We start from the raw sequence: 16,660 nt of genomic DNA, 5'->3' as shown, positions 1-16,660 counted from the left end.
CTTAGAGAGTAAGCGTTTTAGGCTATAGTATTACTGAAGTCTCTAAGGAAGCAACAAATTTGTGAGCTATTCTGCTGTTTTGCCTCCCTGGCTGGTTTTAGATCCTCTGTTGCGTACCTGGTTGTTGGAGGATATTGGTAGAGGCGATCGCACTACAAATACTCTACTAGTAGAAGATGTGACGCTAGGCTCTGCTAAATGGATGGCTAAAGCTTCAGGGATGATTGCTGGCTTACCAGTTGCAGCTAGGGTGTTTCAGATTTTGAATGAAAAAGTTAGCTTTGTGGCGGTTGCGGCTGAAGGTACATGGTGTGAGCCGGGACAGGTGGTAGCTGAAATTCATGGTTCGCTGGATGCGCTGCTGATGGGGGAACGAGTCGCGCTCAACTTGGCTATGCGGTTAAGTGGAATTGCTACGCTGACTAATATATATGTAGAAAAAATTGGTGATTTACCTGCTCAGTTGGTGGATACGCGTAAAACTACGCCAGGGCTAAGACTCTTAGAAAAGTACGCGACTGCTTTGGGTGGGGCGATTAATCACCGTATGGGGTTGGATGATGCGGTTATGATTAAGGATAATCACATTGCGGCTGCTGGCGGAATTGGAGAAGCTGTTACCCGTATTCGTTCTCAGATTCCTTATCCCTTGACTATAGAGGTAGAGACTGAAAGTTTAGAGCAAGTGAAAGAAGCTTTGCAGCACAAGGCTGACATTATTATGCTAGACAATATGCCTTTGGATATAATGCGTCAGGCGGTAGAGTTGATTCACCAACAGGAGAGGCAGGTAAAAATTGAAGCTTCGGGGAATGTGACTTTGGAAACGATTCGCGCTGTGGCGGAAACTGGTGTTGACTATATTTCTAGCAGCGCGCCGATTACTCAATCGAAGTGGCTAGACTTGAGTATGAGGATTGTACTTTAATTGTCAAACTCTCAGTAAAACTTCATAGTCGCATAGAAAAAATATACCTGAATTTTATTTATCTTACTTGTACAAATTGTATAATATCGTGTGATGTAAAAAATTTTACCTGAAGAAAAGATAAAGTATATAAAAACTCGATAATGTCAATCCTAGACTTTGAATTACTGGGATGAATACTGTTAACCCTAACTTTTTATATATTTCAAGATATTAAAAGATATTATAGTGATTTGCAGTTTAGTCTCAGAAAATAGCGATCGCTTTAAAGAACAGGTTTACTAATTTGCAGTCCCATGATTACTAAGTCTCGTTCAACGTTGTCAAGTTCAGCAATTTTAGGCAAATGTCCCCAACGTTGAAAACCAAATGTTTCAAAAAGTTTTAAACTGGGCTGATTGTGGGCAAAAATGAAGGATACTAGGCTCTTTATACCCAAACTAGGACTTTCACTAATTGCTTGTGCTAAGAGTTGTCGTCCCAAACCACACCGATGAAAGCTAGGGGCAATATAAATACTAATTTCGGCAGTTTTACTATAAGCAGGTCGCCCATAAAAGGATTGGAAACTAAGCCATCCAGCAATTACTCCTTCTACTTCGATTACCCAAAGTGGGCGTTGTGAAGGCGATCGCCCTTTAAACCAAGCAAGGCGACTTTCCACAGATACTGGTTCTAAGTCAGCGGTTGCCATGCGGCTAGGAATTGCAGTGTTGTAAATTGCCACAATTGCAGGCAAGTCAGTTTCAGTCGCATGGCGAATGGTCATTGCTACCGTCTCAGAAAAATCTTCAGAAAATATTTAAGAATAATACAGTGTTAATAGTAGCAATTCTACGGTTTCTATCGTAATTGTCACAGATACTTTGTCAGATAGGGATAGTCTACCTTAGATAAGATAATGTCTAACCTTAGTACCAAGTATGCAATGCGCCACTATAAAAGCCACCACTGCTGTTATAACTAGAGCAAAATTACAATACCCTACTTAATGTATTTTATTTAACAGAGAAACTTTTTAATTTCTAATTTTTTCTTTCTAAAGCATGATTCAGTATTCATCCTAGAGAAATAGATAAATTTATCATCCCAGAACAAATAAAATTTTTTTCTGAAGATTTATATACTCCTTTCTACTCCAAGCTTTCTATCAGAAAATAATATCTCAATTCCTTTAGCAGGATAGATTACAAATAATTATATCCTGAGTGAATACATAGATTTTTTAGGATTTTACATAACAAAAAATTACACTTATCTTTATCCTAATAAAAACTGGATTTCAATTCTCTTTCATAAATATAAGTTATATATATAGCTAAAGATAGAGGTTGATCTCATATATTAGTATTTAGAATTAATATAAAATTAATTATCAATTTAAAGTTAAGTAAAATTACTATGTCTATTAATTGTTTGAATGTTAATGATAAATTTAGTATTAATAAAAATACTAATGTTTCAAAAGTTGTTGAGATAGCACTTTTTGTAGACCAAATAAAAAGTAGTATTTGGGTTTTTGGGATTCCATCTTGGCTTTTTGGGATAACAGATAGAAGTATAGCCGCATTTGCCGATGGTTATTTATCTCCTATAGAAATATTTCAGCTATTTACAGCCTCTTTCTTTTTTGTGAGTTGGTTATATCTAAAGCCGGAAGAAAGCTTCAATAGTAATGATTTAGACCCCAGCCAGTATCAAGAATATCTGGATCGCACTCAAGCTAATAAGCTTCAGATAAAAAAGCTCCACATGATAAGCCAGGAGTACATTTTACCGTTTCCTTATATTTGCCAAATATATCATCTATTGAGCTTAAAGCATTTGGAAACAGTTCATAAGTTTAGCCTTAACAACCTCAAAATTTTTCAAATTAGCCACTTTCAGCCCACAAATACTGGTGGGATAATTAAATTTCAAACAATATTAGACTCACCAGCTAATCCTTTGAGAATTTGGCGACAACCTATTGTAGAGGTGGATTTAATATTACACACCCCTTACACTGTTGAACTAAGTATCCCAGTTTACAATAACAAAAGAATAATTGTTATATTTCATGCTTTCCCGTTAAATGATTCAGAACATCAATTTTTTATAGATATTTATAGTGACTTAGACTGGCCAAAGCCATTATTACAAATAATATTGCATTTTGCTGCTTGCTTGACACTATTTGAAGATTTGCCGTATTTAAGAGCTTTAGCTGAAAAAAATATAGGGCGTTTATTCAACTTAAGTAAAACTTCAAATCACGAGACTGCATTGCTATTTAAAAGATTCGTTGAACTTTATAGTTCGAGTGGAGAACCAACTAGATTAGTTGAAGGAAGGGAAGATAGTTAGGAGTTAGGAGTGAAGAACTAGGAGTTTAAAACTTCTAACTTCTGATTTTATTTAGGGACTTGCAAAAAAGAAATTATCCCAAATTATTTGTAGATTTGTAAGGGCGCAAAGGTTTACGCCCTACTACGATGGAGTGTTTTTTTACTGGAAGTCTTTTAGTTAAGCGCGTGCTAGTAAGGGAGCAGCAGCTAGTAAAGTTTTGGTATAAGGATGCTGAGGATTGGCAAAAATATTTTTTGTCATACCAAGTTCGACAATTTTACCGCCATTCATTACGGCAATCCGATCGCACAAAAATCGAGCTAACCAAAGATCGTGAGTGATGAATAAATAAGTTAACTCAAACTCTTCCTTTAATTGCAACATCAAATCTAACACTTGCGACTGAACGCTGGCGTCTAACATACTCACTGGCTCATCGCAGATTAAGAGTTTCGGGTGAGTAATCAAAGCACGAGCGATCGCTACTCTTTGCTGTTGTCCACCGGACAAATCCGACGGATAACGCTCATAATACACTTCTGGCGGTGTTAAGCCAACTTTATTTAGCATCCACAAAACCTGTTCTTTTGCTTTGGCAGGATTGGCTAAATTGTGGATAAATAAAGGATCTGCAATACTTTGTCCCACTGTCATCGCTGGATTGAGACAAGCATGAGGATCTTGAAAAACCATTTGTATTTGTCGCCGCGAGGAACGAATTTCTTGACGCGATAGTTTAGTTAAATCCTGTCCTAAAAACTCAACTTTGCCACTAGTGGGACGAATTAGTTGCAATATTGTTCGTGATAGTGTACTTTTACCACAACCTGATTCCCCGACTAAGCCGAGAATTTCTCCTGAATAAAGATCCAGGTTGATTCCATCTACTGCTTTAATTGTCTGCGTTTGTGTGTTAAGCAGTCGTTCGATAAAGTTAGGTTCTATAGTGTAGTGTTGCTTGAGTTCTGTAACACTCAAAATTGGAGATTGCTGATTAATAATCGGTAATTGCTTTTCTTCGTCATTGGCAATTATCAATTCTCCACTATCAGTTACTGCTTGAATATGTAATGCTGCTTTTAAAAGCGATCGCGTGTATTCATGTTGAGGTTGTCTAAATACGGTTTCTGTAGAACCCATTTCGACCATCTTACCGTTGTACATCACACCAATGCGATCGCAATACTCAGCAACCATTGCTAAATCGTGAGAAATCAGCAACAATCCCATGTTTTCTTCACTGCACAGGCGAGTTAATTCTTGCAATATCTGCGCGGAAACGGTGACATCTAGACTGGTAGTGGGTTCGTCAGCAACAATAAACTTGGGGTTGAGGAGTAAAGCTAAAGCGATCGCTACCCGTTGTCGCATTCCACCGCTAAACTCATGAGGATACTGATTCCAGCGACTAGGGGGAATATTCACTTTTGCCAAGGTAGCAAGTGCTTTTTCTTTAGCTTCCCGCGTTGATAATTCTGGTGAGTGCGCTTGGAGGGTTTCGATACAATGTTTACCAATGGTCATCAAAGGATCGAGGCGTGTCATGGGATCTTGAAAAATTAAGGCGATCGCCTCTCCACGAAATTTCCGCACCTGATTAGGTGTCAAGTCAAACACGGACTGTCCTTGAAATGTCACCCGTCCCTGAATCCGGCTAGAGGATGGTAGTAAACGCATTACTGCTCGTCCGATAGTTGATTTACCACAACCTGACTCTCCCACCAATCCCATTCTTTCACCTGGTTTCAAGGTGAAAGATACATCATCAACCGCCCAGCTTGTTTTTTCTCCACTTCGCCCAGGATAGGCAACTTGCAGATTTTCGATACAGAATAAGGCTTCACTCATAATTAGTTATCAGCCCTGAGCTACCAGTTTTTATAATTTCAAATTTAGGATAGTCTATCAAATGAAGAAGAATCCAGAATTCAGGAGTCAGAATTTAGAAGAAATTCTGTACGACTGGGTGATAGCGCAGCTGAATCTTTTTCCTTGCTTATTACTCTATCCCTTTATAGGTAGAGTAATAAGCAATTCTGAATTCTGACTACTGACTCCTGTTAATTGGAGACAGCTATCGATATTCTTCATAAGCACTGCTAAAGTTGATACAGCACACAACTACGATCTTATTAGTGCGAAATTTAAATCTCTTGGAACTAGAATCAAAATTAAGTCAGTAAATCAGGATTTTTAAGTTAATATTATGGAGCAAAATCAGCCAGAACAACGGCGCGCTGCCGATCGAGTGTTTCAACAATCCCTCGAACAGTTGGAGGATATCTTACAAGAAATTTCGACTGAGGAAGAAGATATCCCCCAACTGCATACTAGTAATTTTACTGAAGTCGAACTCGATCGAGACTTGACAGATATTGATTTAGCGGCTCTTGAGGACGCAGTTGCTGATATTGAACAATATCTCGAAGAAATAACAAAAACCAAATAAGGATAAAAAGTTAAAATTCATTACTGACAAATCAATTGCCGTTGAGCTTCGTACAACATTAAAGCGGCTGCGATCGCCACATTCAAGGATTCCACTCCAGGACTCAAAGGAATTCTTACTTGGTGGTCTGCGATCGCTGCTAATTCTGCTGACAATCCAGCACCTTCATTTCCCAGTAAAATCATACTGGGTTTTCGCCAGTCCACTTCCCAATAAGTTAAAGTCGCATCGGGTAAGGTTGCCACTACCTGCATTCCTGCCTGCTGACTTTGTTGGACTGTCGCTTTTAAATCTTCGGTTACGGCTGTTGCGAGGCGAAACCATTGCCCTGCGGAAGCCCGGAGAACTTTAGGGCTATCTAAATCTACACTATCTCCACTGACCCACAACCCTGATGCTCCTGCGGCGGCGGCGGTGCGAATCATCGTACCCAGGTTGCCGGGATCTTGTATCGTCTCTAAAGCTAGCACTAAACCAGTCAATGGTAGTTGAGTTTGACGTTGGCTTCGTTTTGCCGTTGCCACCACACCATCTGGTTGGACTGTGGTCGCGATCGCATCCAAGACTTCTCTACTGACAATTTCGGCGCGATCGCATCGGCTACAAGCTTCTTCCCACAGCAAAGGATGGGCGACTTGCCAATCTGGGGTACAACACACTGTTTCTAGTGGGTAATTGACTGCACAAGCTTCTTCTAACAAGTGCGTCCCTTCTAGTAAAAATAACCGTTGCTTATGCCTCTCCTTGGTGGAGTGCAGCTTGCGAATTTGTTTGACTAGGGAATTCTGTAAACTGGTTAACATTAAAAGTTAGGAGTTAGGAGTAGAGAAGCGATTAATCGCGTCCGTGCAGGAGTTAATTTAGTTTTCTTAAACTTATAACTCTTAACTTCTAACTCCTAACTTGATAATAATATGCGGAACCCGGGACTTGAACCCGGAAGCCTTGCGGCACTAGAACCTGAATCTAGCGCGTCTGCCATTCCGCCAGTTCCGCTGGCATTTGTGCTTATCGACAATTTCTTATTATTGCGTTATGTTTTACCTTTGTCAAGTAAAAGTTGTCAAGTAAAAGCATAATGCCTACTTAAAAGTTTCTAACTAGAAACAAGTTTTTCAGGTACAAGGTCGAATCAAAATATTAACTCGACAGTACAGCCTTGATTTTTAGAGAATACTTAAGTTATTTTACTGAGTATTTAATTTTGCTTAAAACTACTGCTTATTAATTCTTTTTTTAAATTTTTTAAAAATCTCAAAAAGCTTGCTATTGCTTGTTTACAGCCTGCATTTTCACTCAAAAAGCAATTTTTTTATACAAAACCCTGCTTGAAAACGTGGACATTTTGAATCTTTACTGTAGAATCAAAACCAACTTCAAACATATAAAATACGTATTACTTTTGGAGGTAGGCTTATTAATCCTTCTACCAGCTTACCAGATGCCAAAATTGCTCCAGAAGCAGACTCCTCAGTCTTGCAAATTTGGGGCGGGCATCCTTTGCGGGGTCATGTGAAAATTAGCGGGGCAAAAAATTCAGCACTGGTAATCATGGCTGGAGCCTTGCTGTGTCCGGGCGATTGTCGTATCCGTAATGTCCCTTTGTTAGCGGACGTAGAACGGATGGGTCAGGTGTTATCAGCTTTGGGTGTGCAATTAACCCGACAAGGTGACATTTTAGACATCAATGCCAGCGAAATTAAAACATCAAAAGCTCCCTACGAATTAGTTACCCAGTTGAGAGCAAGTTTTTTCGCCATTGGAGCCATTTTGGCAAGACTGGGAGTAGCACAGATGCCTTTACCAGGGGGTTGTGCGATCGGGGCAAGACCGGTTGACTTGCATGTTCGAGGACTGCAAGCAATGGGAGCGGAAGTGCAAATTGAGCATGGCATTTGTAATGCTTATGTTCCTGGCAGCAGCCGGAGATTAAAAGGTGCGAACATTTACTTAGACATTGCCAGCGTTGGAGCGACGGAAAACTTGATGATGGCGGCTACCCTAGCAGAGGGTGAAACGATCATCGAAAATGCTGCTAGAGAACCGGAAGTAGTCGATCTAGCTAACTTCTGTAATGCAATGGGAGCGAAGATTAAGGGCGCGGGGACTAGCAGAATTATTATCGAAGGAGTCCCCAAGTTGCATTCTGTTGACTACAGCATTATTCCCGATCGCATTGAGGCTGGGACGTTTTTGCTAGCAGCAGCAATTACCCGCTCAGAACTTATTCTCTCGCCAGTGGCTCCAGAACATCTCATCCCGGTAATTGCCAAGTTGCGGGATATTGGAGTAACAATAATTGATGAAAAGCCTAACCAATTACACATTCTGCCAGCGGAAACCCTTAAGGCAACGGATATTGAAACTCAATACCATCCAGGTTTTCCCACAGATATGCAAGCACCATTCATGGCTTTGCTAGCAGTGGCAGAAGGCGACAGCGTAATTAACGAATCCGTCTTTGAAAATCGCTTGCGTCATGCCTCAGAGTTGAATCGTTTGGGGGCAGATATTCGTGTCAAAGGCAATGCTGCTTTCGTTCGGGGAGTACCAAAATTATCTGGCGCACCAGTATTAGGTACAGACTTACGAGCATCGGCAGCGTTAGTCATCGCCGGACTAGCGGCAGAAGGACAAACCACAATTCAGGGTTTACAACACCTCGATCGCGGCTACGATCGACTTGATATGAAATTGCAGCAATTGGGGGCTAAAATCCTTCGTGTGGGCGAAACCTCAACAGATGCAGAAATCGCTCCCAGCATCAGTAGTCTGTCAAGTTGAAATCGATCGGTTAAGACTGATGCTGGGATCAAAGGAACAAGGGAGACAAGGTAAAATTTTCTCCCTTATCTCCCTTTATCTCTCCCATCTATACCTTACAATCTGCTAAATTCTCCTGATAGATAGAGGCTTTTAAGCTTTGCCCATATCTTTTTTTGATGAATATTCTGGAAAAATCTGTGTTGGCTGTTACAATATTGTTAAGAAAAGTTGCCCGTTGCATTTTGGGAACGCGCAATTGGGTTTTAACTCTCTTGAGAAGACAACGCAAAAACATTTTTTAGACCAGCTGTGGGAGGCTGGTCTTTTTGTTTTTAAAGTTATCACAAATTATACTTATCACTTTGGGTATAATATTTATGCTGTTTTATTAATTACTTTTATTGGTTTGTAATACATTGGTTATGTAAGTTACCAAATCGCCTCAAGGTTTAAAATAAACTCCTCATCTGTCAGTTCCAATAGTGATTGAAGATTCACCTTAAAGCATTGATGATAATATTCCAGATGGAAAGATTAAGGCAGGAAAGATACCTAGCCTACAAACTATTCTATCCTCTTCATCTATTTTTCTTACTTACTAGTGATACCTAACACACACAATACCACTATAGGCGCTACCTACGGTGAGCTACGCTAACGCACCTTTCCACATTTCCAAAAGCGATCGCGGACTCTATGATTGCACTGTAGCAGAGCGTCTGTATAAAAAGATGAGCGATGTCTACAACGGGCTATTCGGCGTCGCCTTGCAGAAAACCTCAAAAAACAGCGTAGACGCGTAGCGGCTTGTCGTTAGACATCGCTTGTTGTGGAAGATTGGGCGCGATCACAGTAATTATTCTGATAAACAAGCAGATATCAAGCCTGTCTACGTTTATTTGTAAAATAAAGAAATGCAGTCTGTCTGTGTATATTTGACTTAGAATCCAGAGAAGTAGAAATGTAAATTTTATGTCTAATTATCAAGAAGTACTACTGCAAGCTCAAAGCCTAACTCCTGAAGAACAAATACGCTTAATTGAACACTTGTCAAGCTTAATTCGTCAACAGGTGACTATGACACCTAAGCCAAAGCGTAGCATCCTCGAATTACGTGGTTTAGGTAAAGAAATCTGGAATGGCGTTGATGCTCAAGAATACGTTAATCAGGAACGTGATTCATGGAATGGCTAGTCCAGTTACAGGGGCAAATTGTGGGTTTGGATACTGCTCCACTGATTTACTTTATTGAAGAAAATCTTAATTATTTGGATGTTACAGATGCTTTTTTTGAAGCTATGTTTCGTGGTGAATTTAGCGTTGTAACATCAGTTTTGACTATCACGGAAGTGTTAGTCTATCCCTTGCGACAAGGAAACACAGCATTAGCTCAACAATATTGTGAAATTCTATTTAATTCTCAAGGTTTAACAGTTATCGAGGTTTTTCCCGACATCGCTGAAAATGCAGCGCAATTAAGGGCAGATTACAACTTAAGAACCCCAGATGCTATTCAGATGGCTACTGCTATTCGTGGAGGTGCATCATTTGTCAAGAAAAATGATGCGCGGTTGCCGTCTTTACCAGCGTTATCGGTGTTAGTGTTGGATACACTCATAGTTTGAGTCTTTTTGTATATTGCATAGGCGTAGCCCTCGTAGACATAGCACTTCGTATTTTAATCAATTCACCAGATATCTTCAAAATCAAGCACAAATCCAGGCAGTATATCTTCTCCTAATAAGCTAGCAGGAGATTGCAGTATTTCAACATCTCTACCAGAGCGATAAATTTCTACTTGCCGAGTTTCTAAATCAATTAACCAACCTAACTTAGCACCGTTGTCTCGGTACTCTTGCATTTTATTTTGTAGCCTTGTTAAACAATCAGTATCAGAACGCAATTCCACGACAAAATCAGGACATACAGGCGGAAATTTTTCTTTTTGCTCCTGTGTGAGAGAATTCCATCTGTTACGTCTTAACCAAGATGCATCAGGCGATCGCACTGCCCCATTTGGTAAAATAAACCCAACCGAAGAACCAAAGGCTACACCTAGTGACTCATCATCATCACGATTCCACACTCCAAGTTGAGCAGTTAAATTAGCATTGCGGTTGCTGGTTAAACCTCCGACTAAAGGCATTAGTAGCAATGTGCCATCAGCATTACGCTCAAATCTGATTAATTCATTTATCTGACATAACTGGAAGAATTGCTTATCTGTTATTTGAAGAACAGGAGCAAAGTTGATAGTTAACGCATCCATAGAAAAATTTAAACTTGAATATTCCCATAAAATTTAATATATAAGTGATCGCGCTCCCACATTTCCAAAGCGATCGCTGATTGTATGATGGCATTGTGGGCAATCCCCTTACAGAAAACCTCAAAAATAAAGCGATCGCCAGTTGTCCAAGAGTGAGCGATCGCCTTTCAGAAAACCTCAAAAACAAAGCGATTGCTTGTTGTGGAAGAGTACTGCGATAGTACTTGGTATTATAATCATTAGGCAGACATCAAACACTATCTAAATTCAGTAATAGGAAGACCTAATTTTTGAGCAGTCTCGTTCCACTTCTAAGTTTCACTATCAATAAAATATCCAGGCAAGTTAACAACTTCGGTATTGTCTCTCGTAGAAACAGCGATAAAATTTAGAGATGCAGCCCGAAAATTATAACTAAAAATACATGAAAATTAACAAAATACAATTGGGAGAAGTTACATTGGAACTACTCTCTAGTATGAGACCTGTCCTAACTTTTTCTGACTTCTGTGTACCTGCTGGGACTATAGATTTTAATAGTTATGAAGGTTTTTTACGGAATTCAGTACAACTTTTTAGTTTTTCATATCATGATTTTGTATTTGAAGCAAAGATTCACAATGGCATGGTTTTTATTAAGCGCAATGATTTATATCAGCATAGTGAGCAGTACTTGGGAAACGAACCATGCCAGGTATCTTTGCAGTGGAATGCCGACTCAATAGGATGTGGTATTGTTCCTCACGGTTCACTGACAGATATGAATCGCCATATGAAATCTGTTCGTACACCAATTACAATACCTCCATCTGAAATCGTAACAATTCTAAGGAGAGAAAATCTTCTGTCTAATAATAGTTATCCAAATATGGATGATTTTTTTTCTACTGTCTTGGATTGTCTCCATTGCTGTCAGGAAGATATTCGACGGCATGGCTCTGAAACTCTCTTTTGGAGGCCTGTAGATAAAATACAAAAACCTCTCAATGAACCAGAAATAACAAAGGGAGTTGCGGCTTTTTTAAGTATTTACGGAACGATGAAAAACTTTGATGTTTTATGTGAAACAGTTGCTGGCAATGGCAGGGTAGATTTTTATCTAGTTGCGCCAGTATTTAATATCAAAGGTCTAGGAAAGATAGCAATAGAAGCTAAAAAGGCTAATTCAAATGATTTAGAGCATGGTTTAAGTGTCCAGTTGCCTAAATATATGCAGTCGATAGGAACAAATTACGGTATTTACCTTGTTTACTGGCTGAAATCAGCTAATGATTCCAGTTATTCTCAAAATAGCTATCCAGAACTAGAAATTGCAAAACTTCATCCTATAAAGCGTCCAAATACAATTCGTACTGTTGGTATGGATTTATCAATAGGTATTTCTCCTAGTCAAAAATTATAAAATTCAATAAACCAAGAATTTACGCTCTTGCTCTCTGCGCCTCTGTGTGAGTCTATTTCATCCTTGTAAGCAGCAATGTTGAATTAGGCAGGCAATATGCCTGCCTAATTCGTTCTACTCGATTCCTTCAATCCGGTCTTCAACTTCTTGGTATAACTCGCGCAGACGATCTAAATTCTCTTCGCTAGTCTCCCAATAACCGCGTCCATTGACTTCCAACAAAGTTGATACAACCTTGCGGAAAGAATGGGGATTGAGGTTCATTAAGCGTTTCTGCATTTCTTCATCTTTGATGAATGTTTCGTTAGTATCCTCATAAATCCAGTTATCCACAGCGCCGGCTGTTGCACTCCAACCCATTGTATTTACCAACCGTTTGGAGAGTTCGCGCACGCCTTCATAACCGTGATTCAGCATCCCCTCGTACCATTTGGGATTTAACAATTTGGTACGCGCATCCAAACGCACGGTTTCTGTTAATGTCCGCACTTGGGCGTTAGCTGTGGTTGTATCTGCAATATAAGATGCTGGTTTTTTACCATCACCGCGCAGATTTGCCACTAGCTTTGTAGGATCTGAATCAAAGTAGTGAGAAACATCCGTTAAGCTAATCTCAGAAGAATCCAAATTTTGGAAAGTTGCATCAGCAGTTTTTAATGTACTTTCAAAAATCTGCCGAGATTCGTCCATGATTCCGGGGTTATCGGAATTGAAGGAGAAGGATTTCCGGTTGAGATACATTTCCTGCAACTCAGCTTCGCTATCCCAAGTGCTGTTTTCTACTGCCAAGTTGATATTTGACGAATAGGAACCAGAAGCATTGGAGAAAACGCGCGTTGCTGCTTGACGCAGATTAATCCCCATATCTTGGGCTTGCTGCAAAGCATGTTTGCGAACAAAGTTCATTTCTAAGGGTTCATCTGCCTCAGCTGCCATCTTCACGCCTTGGTCTAGCAGGTTCATTTGGTTGATGAACAAGTCGCGGAATACACCAGAACAGTTGATTACCACATCAATTCTGGGACGTCCCAATTCTTCTAGAGGTATCAATTCCAACTTGTTCACCCGTCCCAAGGCATCGGGAACTGGACGTACGCCCACCATCCACATAATTTGGGCTAGGGATTCACCGTAAGTTTTGATGTTATCGGTTCCCCAAAGGACGCAGGCAATGGTTTCTGGCCATTTTCCTTCGTTTTCTGCCTTGTTACGTGCCAAAAGCCTGTCTACAACGATTTTGGCTGATTGGACTGCTGCTGTTGTTGGGATGGATTGTGGATCGAGTGCATGGATATTCTTACCCGTGGGTAATACATCCGGGTTGCGGATGGGATCGCCACCAGGGCCGGGTAGGACGTACTCACCTTCTAAGCCTTTGAGTAATGCTCCGAGTTCGTTGTCGGCACAAACTTGTTGCAGGCAGAATTCCAAATACTCAAATAATGGTTTTAGGGCTGCGCTATCGACTTTGGGATAACCTGCTTTATGCAATGCTTCTACCCAAGGTTCTTTTTTGCCCATATTGAAGAAATTCAACCGGGAAACTAGAGAAACTCGTCCTTCCGCATCGATTTGCTCTTGCACAAGGGCGGTAACTGCTGCACGGGTTGCCAAAGTAATATCTTGCAATAACTGGACATCTTCTAAAATGCCCCGATCGCTATTTTGGTAAATATCGTCAATGTTACGCCCAATGCTGTTAGCGATAATTCCCGGTAAGCCTTGAAGTCCTTCTTCTTGACGATCTAGACTAGCAATGTTAACCAGAGTTGCGATCGCTTCTTCTGCACTTGGCGGTTTCCCAATGACGTGCAACCCACAAGGCAACAACCGCGACTCAATTTCCATCAACTTGCGGTAGACGTTGCCAACAATACGATCGCGATCGTCGGCACTCATGTCTCTGGCATCGGTTTCTGGGAGGTTAATATCCTTATCCAGATTCACGATCCGGCATTTATCCATAATGCTGTTGACAATGGGAATGCCGCGTCCACTATCTTTCAAGGTTTGGTAGGAAGCAATTAATTCGCTGAGTTCCTTCAAACCTTTATACAAACCTGCATTTTCTGCCGGCGGTGTCAAGTAGGAAATTGTTTCGGCATAACTCCGACGTTTAGCAATTGTCGCTTCACTCGGATTATTCGCTGCGTAGTAATACAGGTTGGGAATTGAGCCAATCAAGTTATCTGGATAACAATCACCAGACATCCCCATTTGTTTACCTGGCATGAATTCCAAGGAACCGTGTGTACCAAAGTGCAGTACAGCATCAGCTTTCCAAACTTGCTCTAAATAAGTGTAGTAGGCAGCAAAACCGTGGTGAGGACTAGCTGAACGGGAGAATAACAGCCGCATCGGGTCGCCTTCGTAACCAAATGTCGGTTGTACACCGATGAAGACATTACCGAATTGCTTACCATAAATCAGCAAGTTTTGCCCATCGCTGTTGAGATGTCCCGGAGGCGGGCCCCAGTTTTCCTCTAAACGTTGAGAGTAGGGGGTGAGTGCCTCATACTCAGGAACCGACATTTTGTAAGCAACATTTAGTTCTGGGCTGCTGTACTGCGCCTGTGCATCATGAATGACTTCTTGCATCAACGCTTCGGCGGATTCTGGCAATTCTGGTAAGTCGTAACCGTTATTTTTTAGGGCTTTCATTACCTCGTAGATGGAGCCGAATACATCCAAGTAGGCGGCGGTTCCCACATTACCTTTATCTGGCGGAAAGCTGAAAACAGTGATCGCGACTTTTTTATCAAGCTTCGGCTTGCGGCGCAGATTTGCCCATTTTAAAGCGCGTTCGGCTACAGCTTCCATACGGTCTTGGAGAGCGATCGCTTTCCCTGTAGCTCCATCTCTACCCGATAAGATAATCGGCTCAATTGCTCCATCCAATTCAGGAATTGCAATTTGCAAAGCTACTTGAATTGGATGTAACCCTAAATCGCTATCCATCCACTCTTCTGTGGTTTGGAATACTAAGGGTAACGCCACCATATAAGGACGGTTTAAGCGTTTGAGTGATTCAATTGCTTTGGGATGATCTTGTCTGGCTGGCCCACCTACTAAAGCAAAACCAGTCAGCGATATCACTGCATCTACCAACTGTGTGTTAGTAGTTGGTTCATAAAAGTATGCATCCACAGGCTTGGAGAAATCCAAACCACCAGCAAACACAGGTAGTACCCGTGCGCCTAATGCTTCCAACTCCTGCACCATTGCCACATAATGGGCATCATCCCCTGTAACTAGGTGGGTGCGTTGCAATACTAACCCAACACAAGGAGCTAGGGGATCTTTGAGATCGCTAGAAATATCCTTACGAGCTGTATACCAATTGAGGTACTCTCTGACATCTTCAAACATACTGGGAGCCAAAGGATGCCAAATCCCTAAATCGGGATAAACCACTGGTTGTTCGTATGTAGAAGGTGCAAAATTCTGTTTGTCTAAACCTTTAAATACATATTTATCAGCTAGCATCAGCAAGAAGTTTTCCAGGTTTTCTGGAGAACCACCTAGCCAATACTGAAAACTGAGCATGAAATTTCGGGCATCCTGTGCCTTGTCCATTGGTAAAAACTTCAGCACTTGCGGGAGGGTACGCAAAAGCTTCAACATCCCATCTTGGAATCCCGCACCGGATTTTTCTTTGCGTTTCCGCATGAATTGGGCGATCGCACTTTTTGACTGACCCAACTGTGCCAAGGAAAAGCTGCCCATTTTACTCAGGCGCATTACCTCTGGCATCGAGGGAAAGACAACGGAAACGTCGAGGCGATCGCGGTGTGGTTCTACTGCTGCTACTACTTTCTGTGCTAAATCTTCAATGAAAATAAGGGAAGCGATGAAGATATTAGCACTCTCAATTTCTCGTTTGAACTCTTCGTAATTCTCTGGGTCGCGGAGTTCCTCAATCAAGTACCCGCTGATTTCAATCGCCAAGTTGGGATTGTTCGCGTTAATCGTGCGAACTGCTTGCGATAATGCACTCTGGTACTGGGACTCAAGCACGACATAGACCACCTTGATTAAACTACGTCCGCGTAAGTTATCAGGCGCAATGTGTCTAATGGTGGACTTGACGTGTGTGAACATGCTTCTTCGGCTCCTTTGATGCGTGTTCTCTTAAGGAAGTTCCTAGCGGCATCATTAGCCATAGGTAACTTGTGATCTTTAAGCAATATGTGTTTTTTATCAGAAAACGCTTGCCCACTGGGCATTTTATCGTCTATCTGACACAAATCGATATAAAAAACGAAATATTTCTTCGTAATTGTTGACTTTGTATAAAAGTATTAGCTCACATATTTGTAAACTTTTCGTAACAATTATTTTTAATAGTTAAATAGCTATTTAGCTATTTAAATCCATTTACAAAACTAGCTTTGCTTACTAAATATTTTTTAGCAAGCATAGACAAGTTGTAATTTCTAATAAGCAGTAGAAAGGCAGAGTTTCTTTCAGATTAAATTGATAAATTATCAACAAATACAGTTCGGTTAAGAATTTTTT

The 16,660-nt window shown here is 40.8% G+C and carries 14 protein-coding genes and 1 tRNA gene; 9 read left to right on the top strand and 6 right to left on the bottom strand.

All coding sequences use genetic code 11. From position 1 onward, the window contains the following. The first annotated feature begins 61 nt into the window (after positions 1 to 61). Positions 62 to 928, top strand: coding sequence for a carboxylating nicotinate-nucleotide diphosphorylase (gene nadC / locus RMY32_RS17150; RefSeq protein WP_322712530.1), 867 nt, complete (start codon positions 62 to 64; stop codon positions 926 to 928). A gap of 265 nt (positions 929 to 1,193) precedes the next feature. Here the strand turns inward: nadC and RMY32_RS17145 are convergent, their stop codons facing one another. After that, positions 1,194 to 1,697 carry an N-acetyltransferase family protein gene (locus RMY32_RS17145; RefSeq protein ID WP_322712528.1) on the bottom strand — a complete coding sequence of 168 codons (504 nt, stop codon included), beginning with the start codon at positions 1,695 to 1,697 and terminating at the stop codon, positions 1,194 to 1,196. Positions 1,698 to 2,329: 632 nt separating this feature from the next. On the opposite strand from RMY32_RS17145, the gene RMY32_RS17140 reads away from it, so the two are divergent. Next, positions 2,330 to 3,274, top strand: a complete 945-nt coding sequence (locus tag RMY32_RS17140; protein ID WP_322712527.1) for a hypothetical protein — start codon at positions 2,330 to 2,332, stop codon at positions 3,272 to 3,274. Positions 3,275 to 3,433: 159 nt separating this feature from the next. Here RMY32_RS17140 and RMY32_RS17135 read toward each other — a convergent pair whose 3' ends face one another. Further along, entirely contained in the window at positions 3,434 to 5,104 is a 1,671-nt protein-coding gene (locus RMY32_RS17135) for an ABC transporter ATP-binding protein (protein WP_322712525.1), read from the bottom strand. Positions 5,105 to 5,462: 358 nt separating this feature from the next. Here RMY32_RS17135 and RMY32_RS17130 point away from each other — a divergent pair, with 358 nt between their 5' ends. After that, on the top strand, positions 5,463 to 5,705 hold the full coding sequence (locus RMY32_RS17130) for a hypothetical protein (protein ID WP_322695537.1): 243 nt from the start codon (positions 5,463 to 5,465) through the stop codon (positions 5,703 to 5,705). A gap of 20 nt (positions 5,706 to 5,725) precedes the next feature. Here RMY32_RS17130 and RMY32_RS17125 read toward each other — a convergent pair whose 3' ends face one another. Both RMY32_RS17125 and RMY32_RS17120 read right to left on the bottom strand, forming a co-directional pair. Next, positions 5,726 to 6,508 carry an RNA methyltransferase gene (locus tag RMY32_RS17125; protein ID WP_322712523.1) on the bottom strand — a complete coding sequence of 261 codons (783 nt, stop codon included), beginning with the start codon at positions 6,506 to 6,508 and terminating at the stop codon, positions 5,726 to 5,728. 112 nt (positions 6,509 to 6,620) lie between these two features. Further along, positions 6,621 to 6,701 (bottom strand) — tRNA-Leu (locus RMY32_RS17120). Between the two features lie 420 nt (positions 6,702 to 7,121). On the opposite strand from RMY32_RS17120, the gene murA reads away from it, so the two are divergent. The 4 genes from murA (at position 7,122) to RMY32_RS17100 (ending at position 10,096) form a co-directional block, all read left to right on the top strand. Continuing rightward, positions 7,122 to 8,489, top strand: coding sequence for a UDP-N-acetylglucosamine 1-carboxyvinyltransferase (gene murA, locus RMY32_RS17115; RefSeq protein WP_322712540.1), 1,368 nt, complete (start codon positions 7,122 to 7,124; stop codon positions 8,487 to 8,489). Positions 8,490 to 9,115: 626 nt separating this feature from the next. Beyond that, the gene (locus RMY32_RS17110; protein WP_322712520.1) at positions 9,116 to 9,274 is read left to right on the top strand and encodes a hypothetical protein; all 159 of its coding nucleotides are present in this window, start codon (positions 9,116 to 9,118) and stop codon (positions 9,272 to 9,274) included. 169 nt (positions 9,275 to 9,443) lie between these two features. Further along, positions 9,444 to 9,665 (top strand): hypothetical protein, encoded by a 222-nt coding sequence (locus RMY32_RS17105; RefSeq protein WP_322712519.1) that lies wholly within the window; start codon positions 9,444 to 9,446, stop codon positions 9,663 to 9,665. Beyond that, positions 9,653 to 10,096 (top strand): type II toxin-antitoxin system VapC family toxin, encoded by a 444-nt coding sequence (locus tag RMY32_RS17100; protein ID WP_322712518.1) that lies wholly within the window; start codon positions 9,653 to 9,655, stop codon positions 10,094 to 10,096. Before RMY32_RS17105 ends, RMY32_RS17100 begins: the two co-directional genes overlap by 13 nt. A gap of 62 nt (positions 10,097 to 10,158) precedes the next feature. Here RMY32_RS17100 and RMY32_RS17095 read toward each other — a convergent pair whose 3' ends face one another. Beyond that, positions 10,159 to 10,740 carry a Uma2 family endonuclease gene (locus RMY32_RS17095; protein ID WP_322712516.1) on the bottom strand — a complete coding sequence of 194 codons (582 nt, stop codon included), beginning with the start codon at positions 10,738 to 10,740 and terminating at the stop codon, positions 10,159 to 10,161. Positions 10,741 to 10,820: 80 nt separating this feature from the next. Between RMY32_RS17095 and RMY32_RS17090 the strand changes: the two genes are divergently transcribed. Further along, complete coding sequence (locus tag RMY32_RS17090; RefSeq protein WP_322712514.1) at positions 10,821 to 10,961, top strand: hypothetical protein; 141 nt, start codon at positions 10,821 to 10,823, stop codon at positions 10,959 to 10,961. Positions 10,962 to 11,164: 203 nt separating this feature from the next. Beyond that, a complete protein-coding gene (locus tag RMY32_RS17085) occupies positions 11,165 to 12,142 on the top strand; it encodes a hypothetical protein (RefSeq protein WP_322712512.1) in 978 nt (325 codons plus the stop codon). Between the two features lie 114 nt (positions 12,143 to 12,256). On the opposite strand, the gene RMY32_RS17080 is transcribed toward RMY32_RS17085, so the two are convergent. Next, positions 12,257 to 16,243 (bottom strand): magnesium chelatase subunit H, encoded by a 3,987-nt coding sequence (locus RMY32_RS17080; RefSeq protein ID WP_322712510.1) that lies wholly within the window; start codon positions 16,241 to 16,243, stop codon positions 12,257 to 12,259. Positions 16,244 to 16,660: the final 417 nt, after the last annotated feature.

The organism is Nostoc sp. ChiSLP03a (assembly GCF_034531215.2).
Taxonomy (GTDB): domain Bacteria; phylum Cyanobacteriota; class Cyanobacteriia; order Cyanobacteriales; family Nostocaceae; genus Nostoc.
Note: the sequence above shows the minus strand (reverse complement) of the source record. Positions and strands in the feature narration are given on the sequence as shown.

What these genes read in the sequence shown, in the direction of transcription:
- RMY32_RS17145 (WP_322712528.1), bottom strand. Translation starts at nt 1,697, where the DNA reads ATGACCATTCGCCATGCGACTGAAACTGACTTGCCTGCAATTGTGGCA.
- RMY32_RS17140 (WP_322712527.1), top strand. Translation starts at nt 2,330, where the DNA reads ATGTCTATTAATTGTTTGAATGTTAATGATAAATTTAGTATTAATAAA.
- RMY32_RS17135 (WP_322712525.1), bottom strand. Translation starts at nt 5,104, where the DNA reads ATGAGTGAAGCCTTATTCTGTATCGAAAATCTGCAAGTTGCCTATCCT.
- RMY32_RS17130 (WP_322695537.1), top strand. Translation starts at nt 5,463, where the DNA reads ATGGAGCAAAATCAGCCAGAACAACGGCGCGCTGCCGATCGAGTGTTT.
- RMY32_RS17125 (WP_322712523.1), bottom strand. Translation starts at nt 6,508, where the DNA reads ATGTTAACCAGTTTACAGAATTCCCTAGTCAAACAAATTCGCAAGCTG.
- RMY32_RS17105 (WP_322712519.1), top strand. Translation starts at nt 9,444, where the DNA reads ATGTCTAATTATCAAGAAGTACTACTGCAAGCTCAAAGCCTAACTCCT.
- RMY32_RS17100 (WP_322712518.1), top strand. Translation starts at nt 9,653, where the DNA reads ATGGAATGGCTAGTCCAGTTACAGGGGCAAATTGTGGGTTTGGATACT.
- RMY32_RS17095 (WP_322712516.1), bottom strand. Translation starts at nt 10,740, where the DNA reads ATGGATGCGTTAACTATCAACTTTGCTCCTGTTCTTCAAATAACAGAT.
- RMY32_RS17085 (WP_322712512.1), top strand. Translation starts at nt 11,165, where the DNA reads ATGAAAATTAACAAAATACAATTGGGAGAAGTTACATTGGAACTACTC.
- RMY32_RS17080 (WP_322712510.1), bottom strand. Translation starts at nt 16,243, where the DNA reads ATGTTCACACACGTCAAGTCCACCATTAGACACATTGCGCCTGATAAC.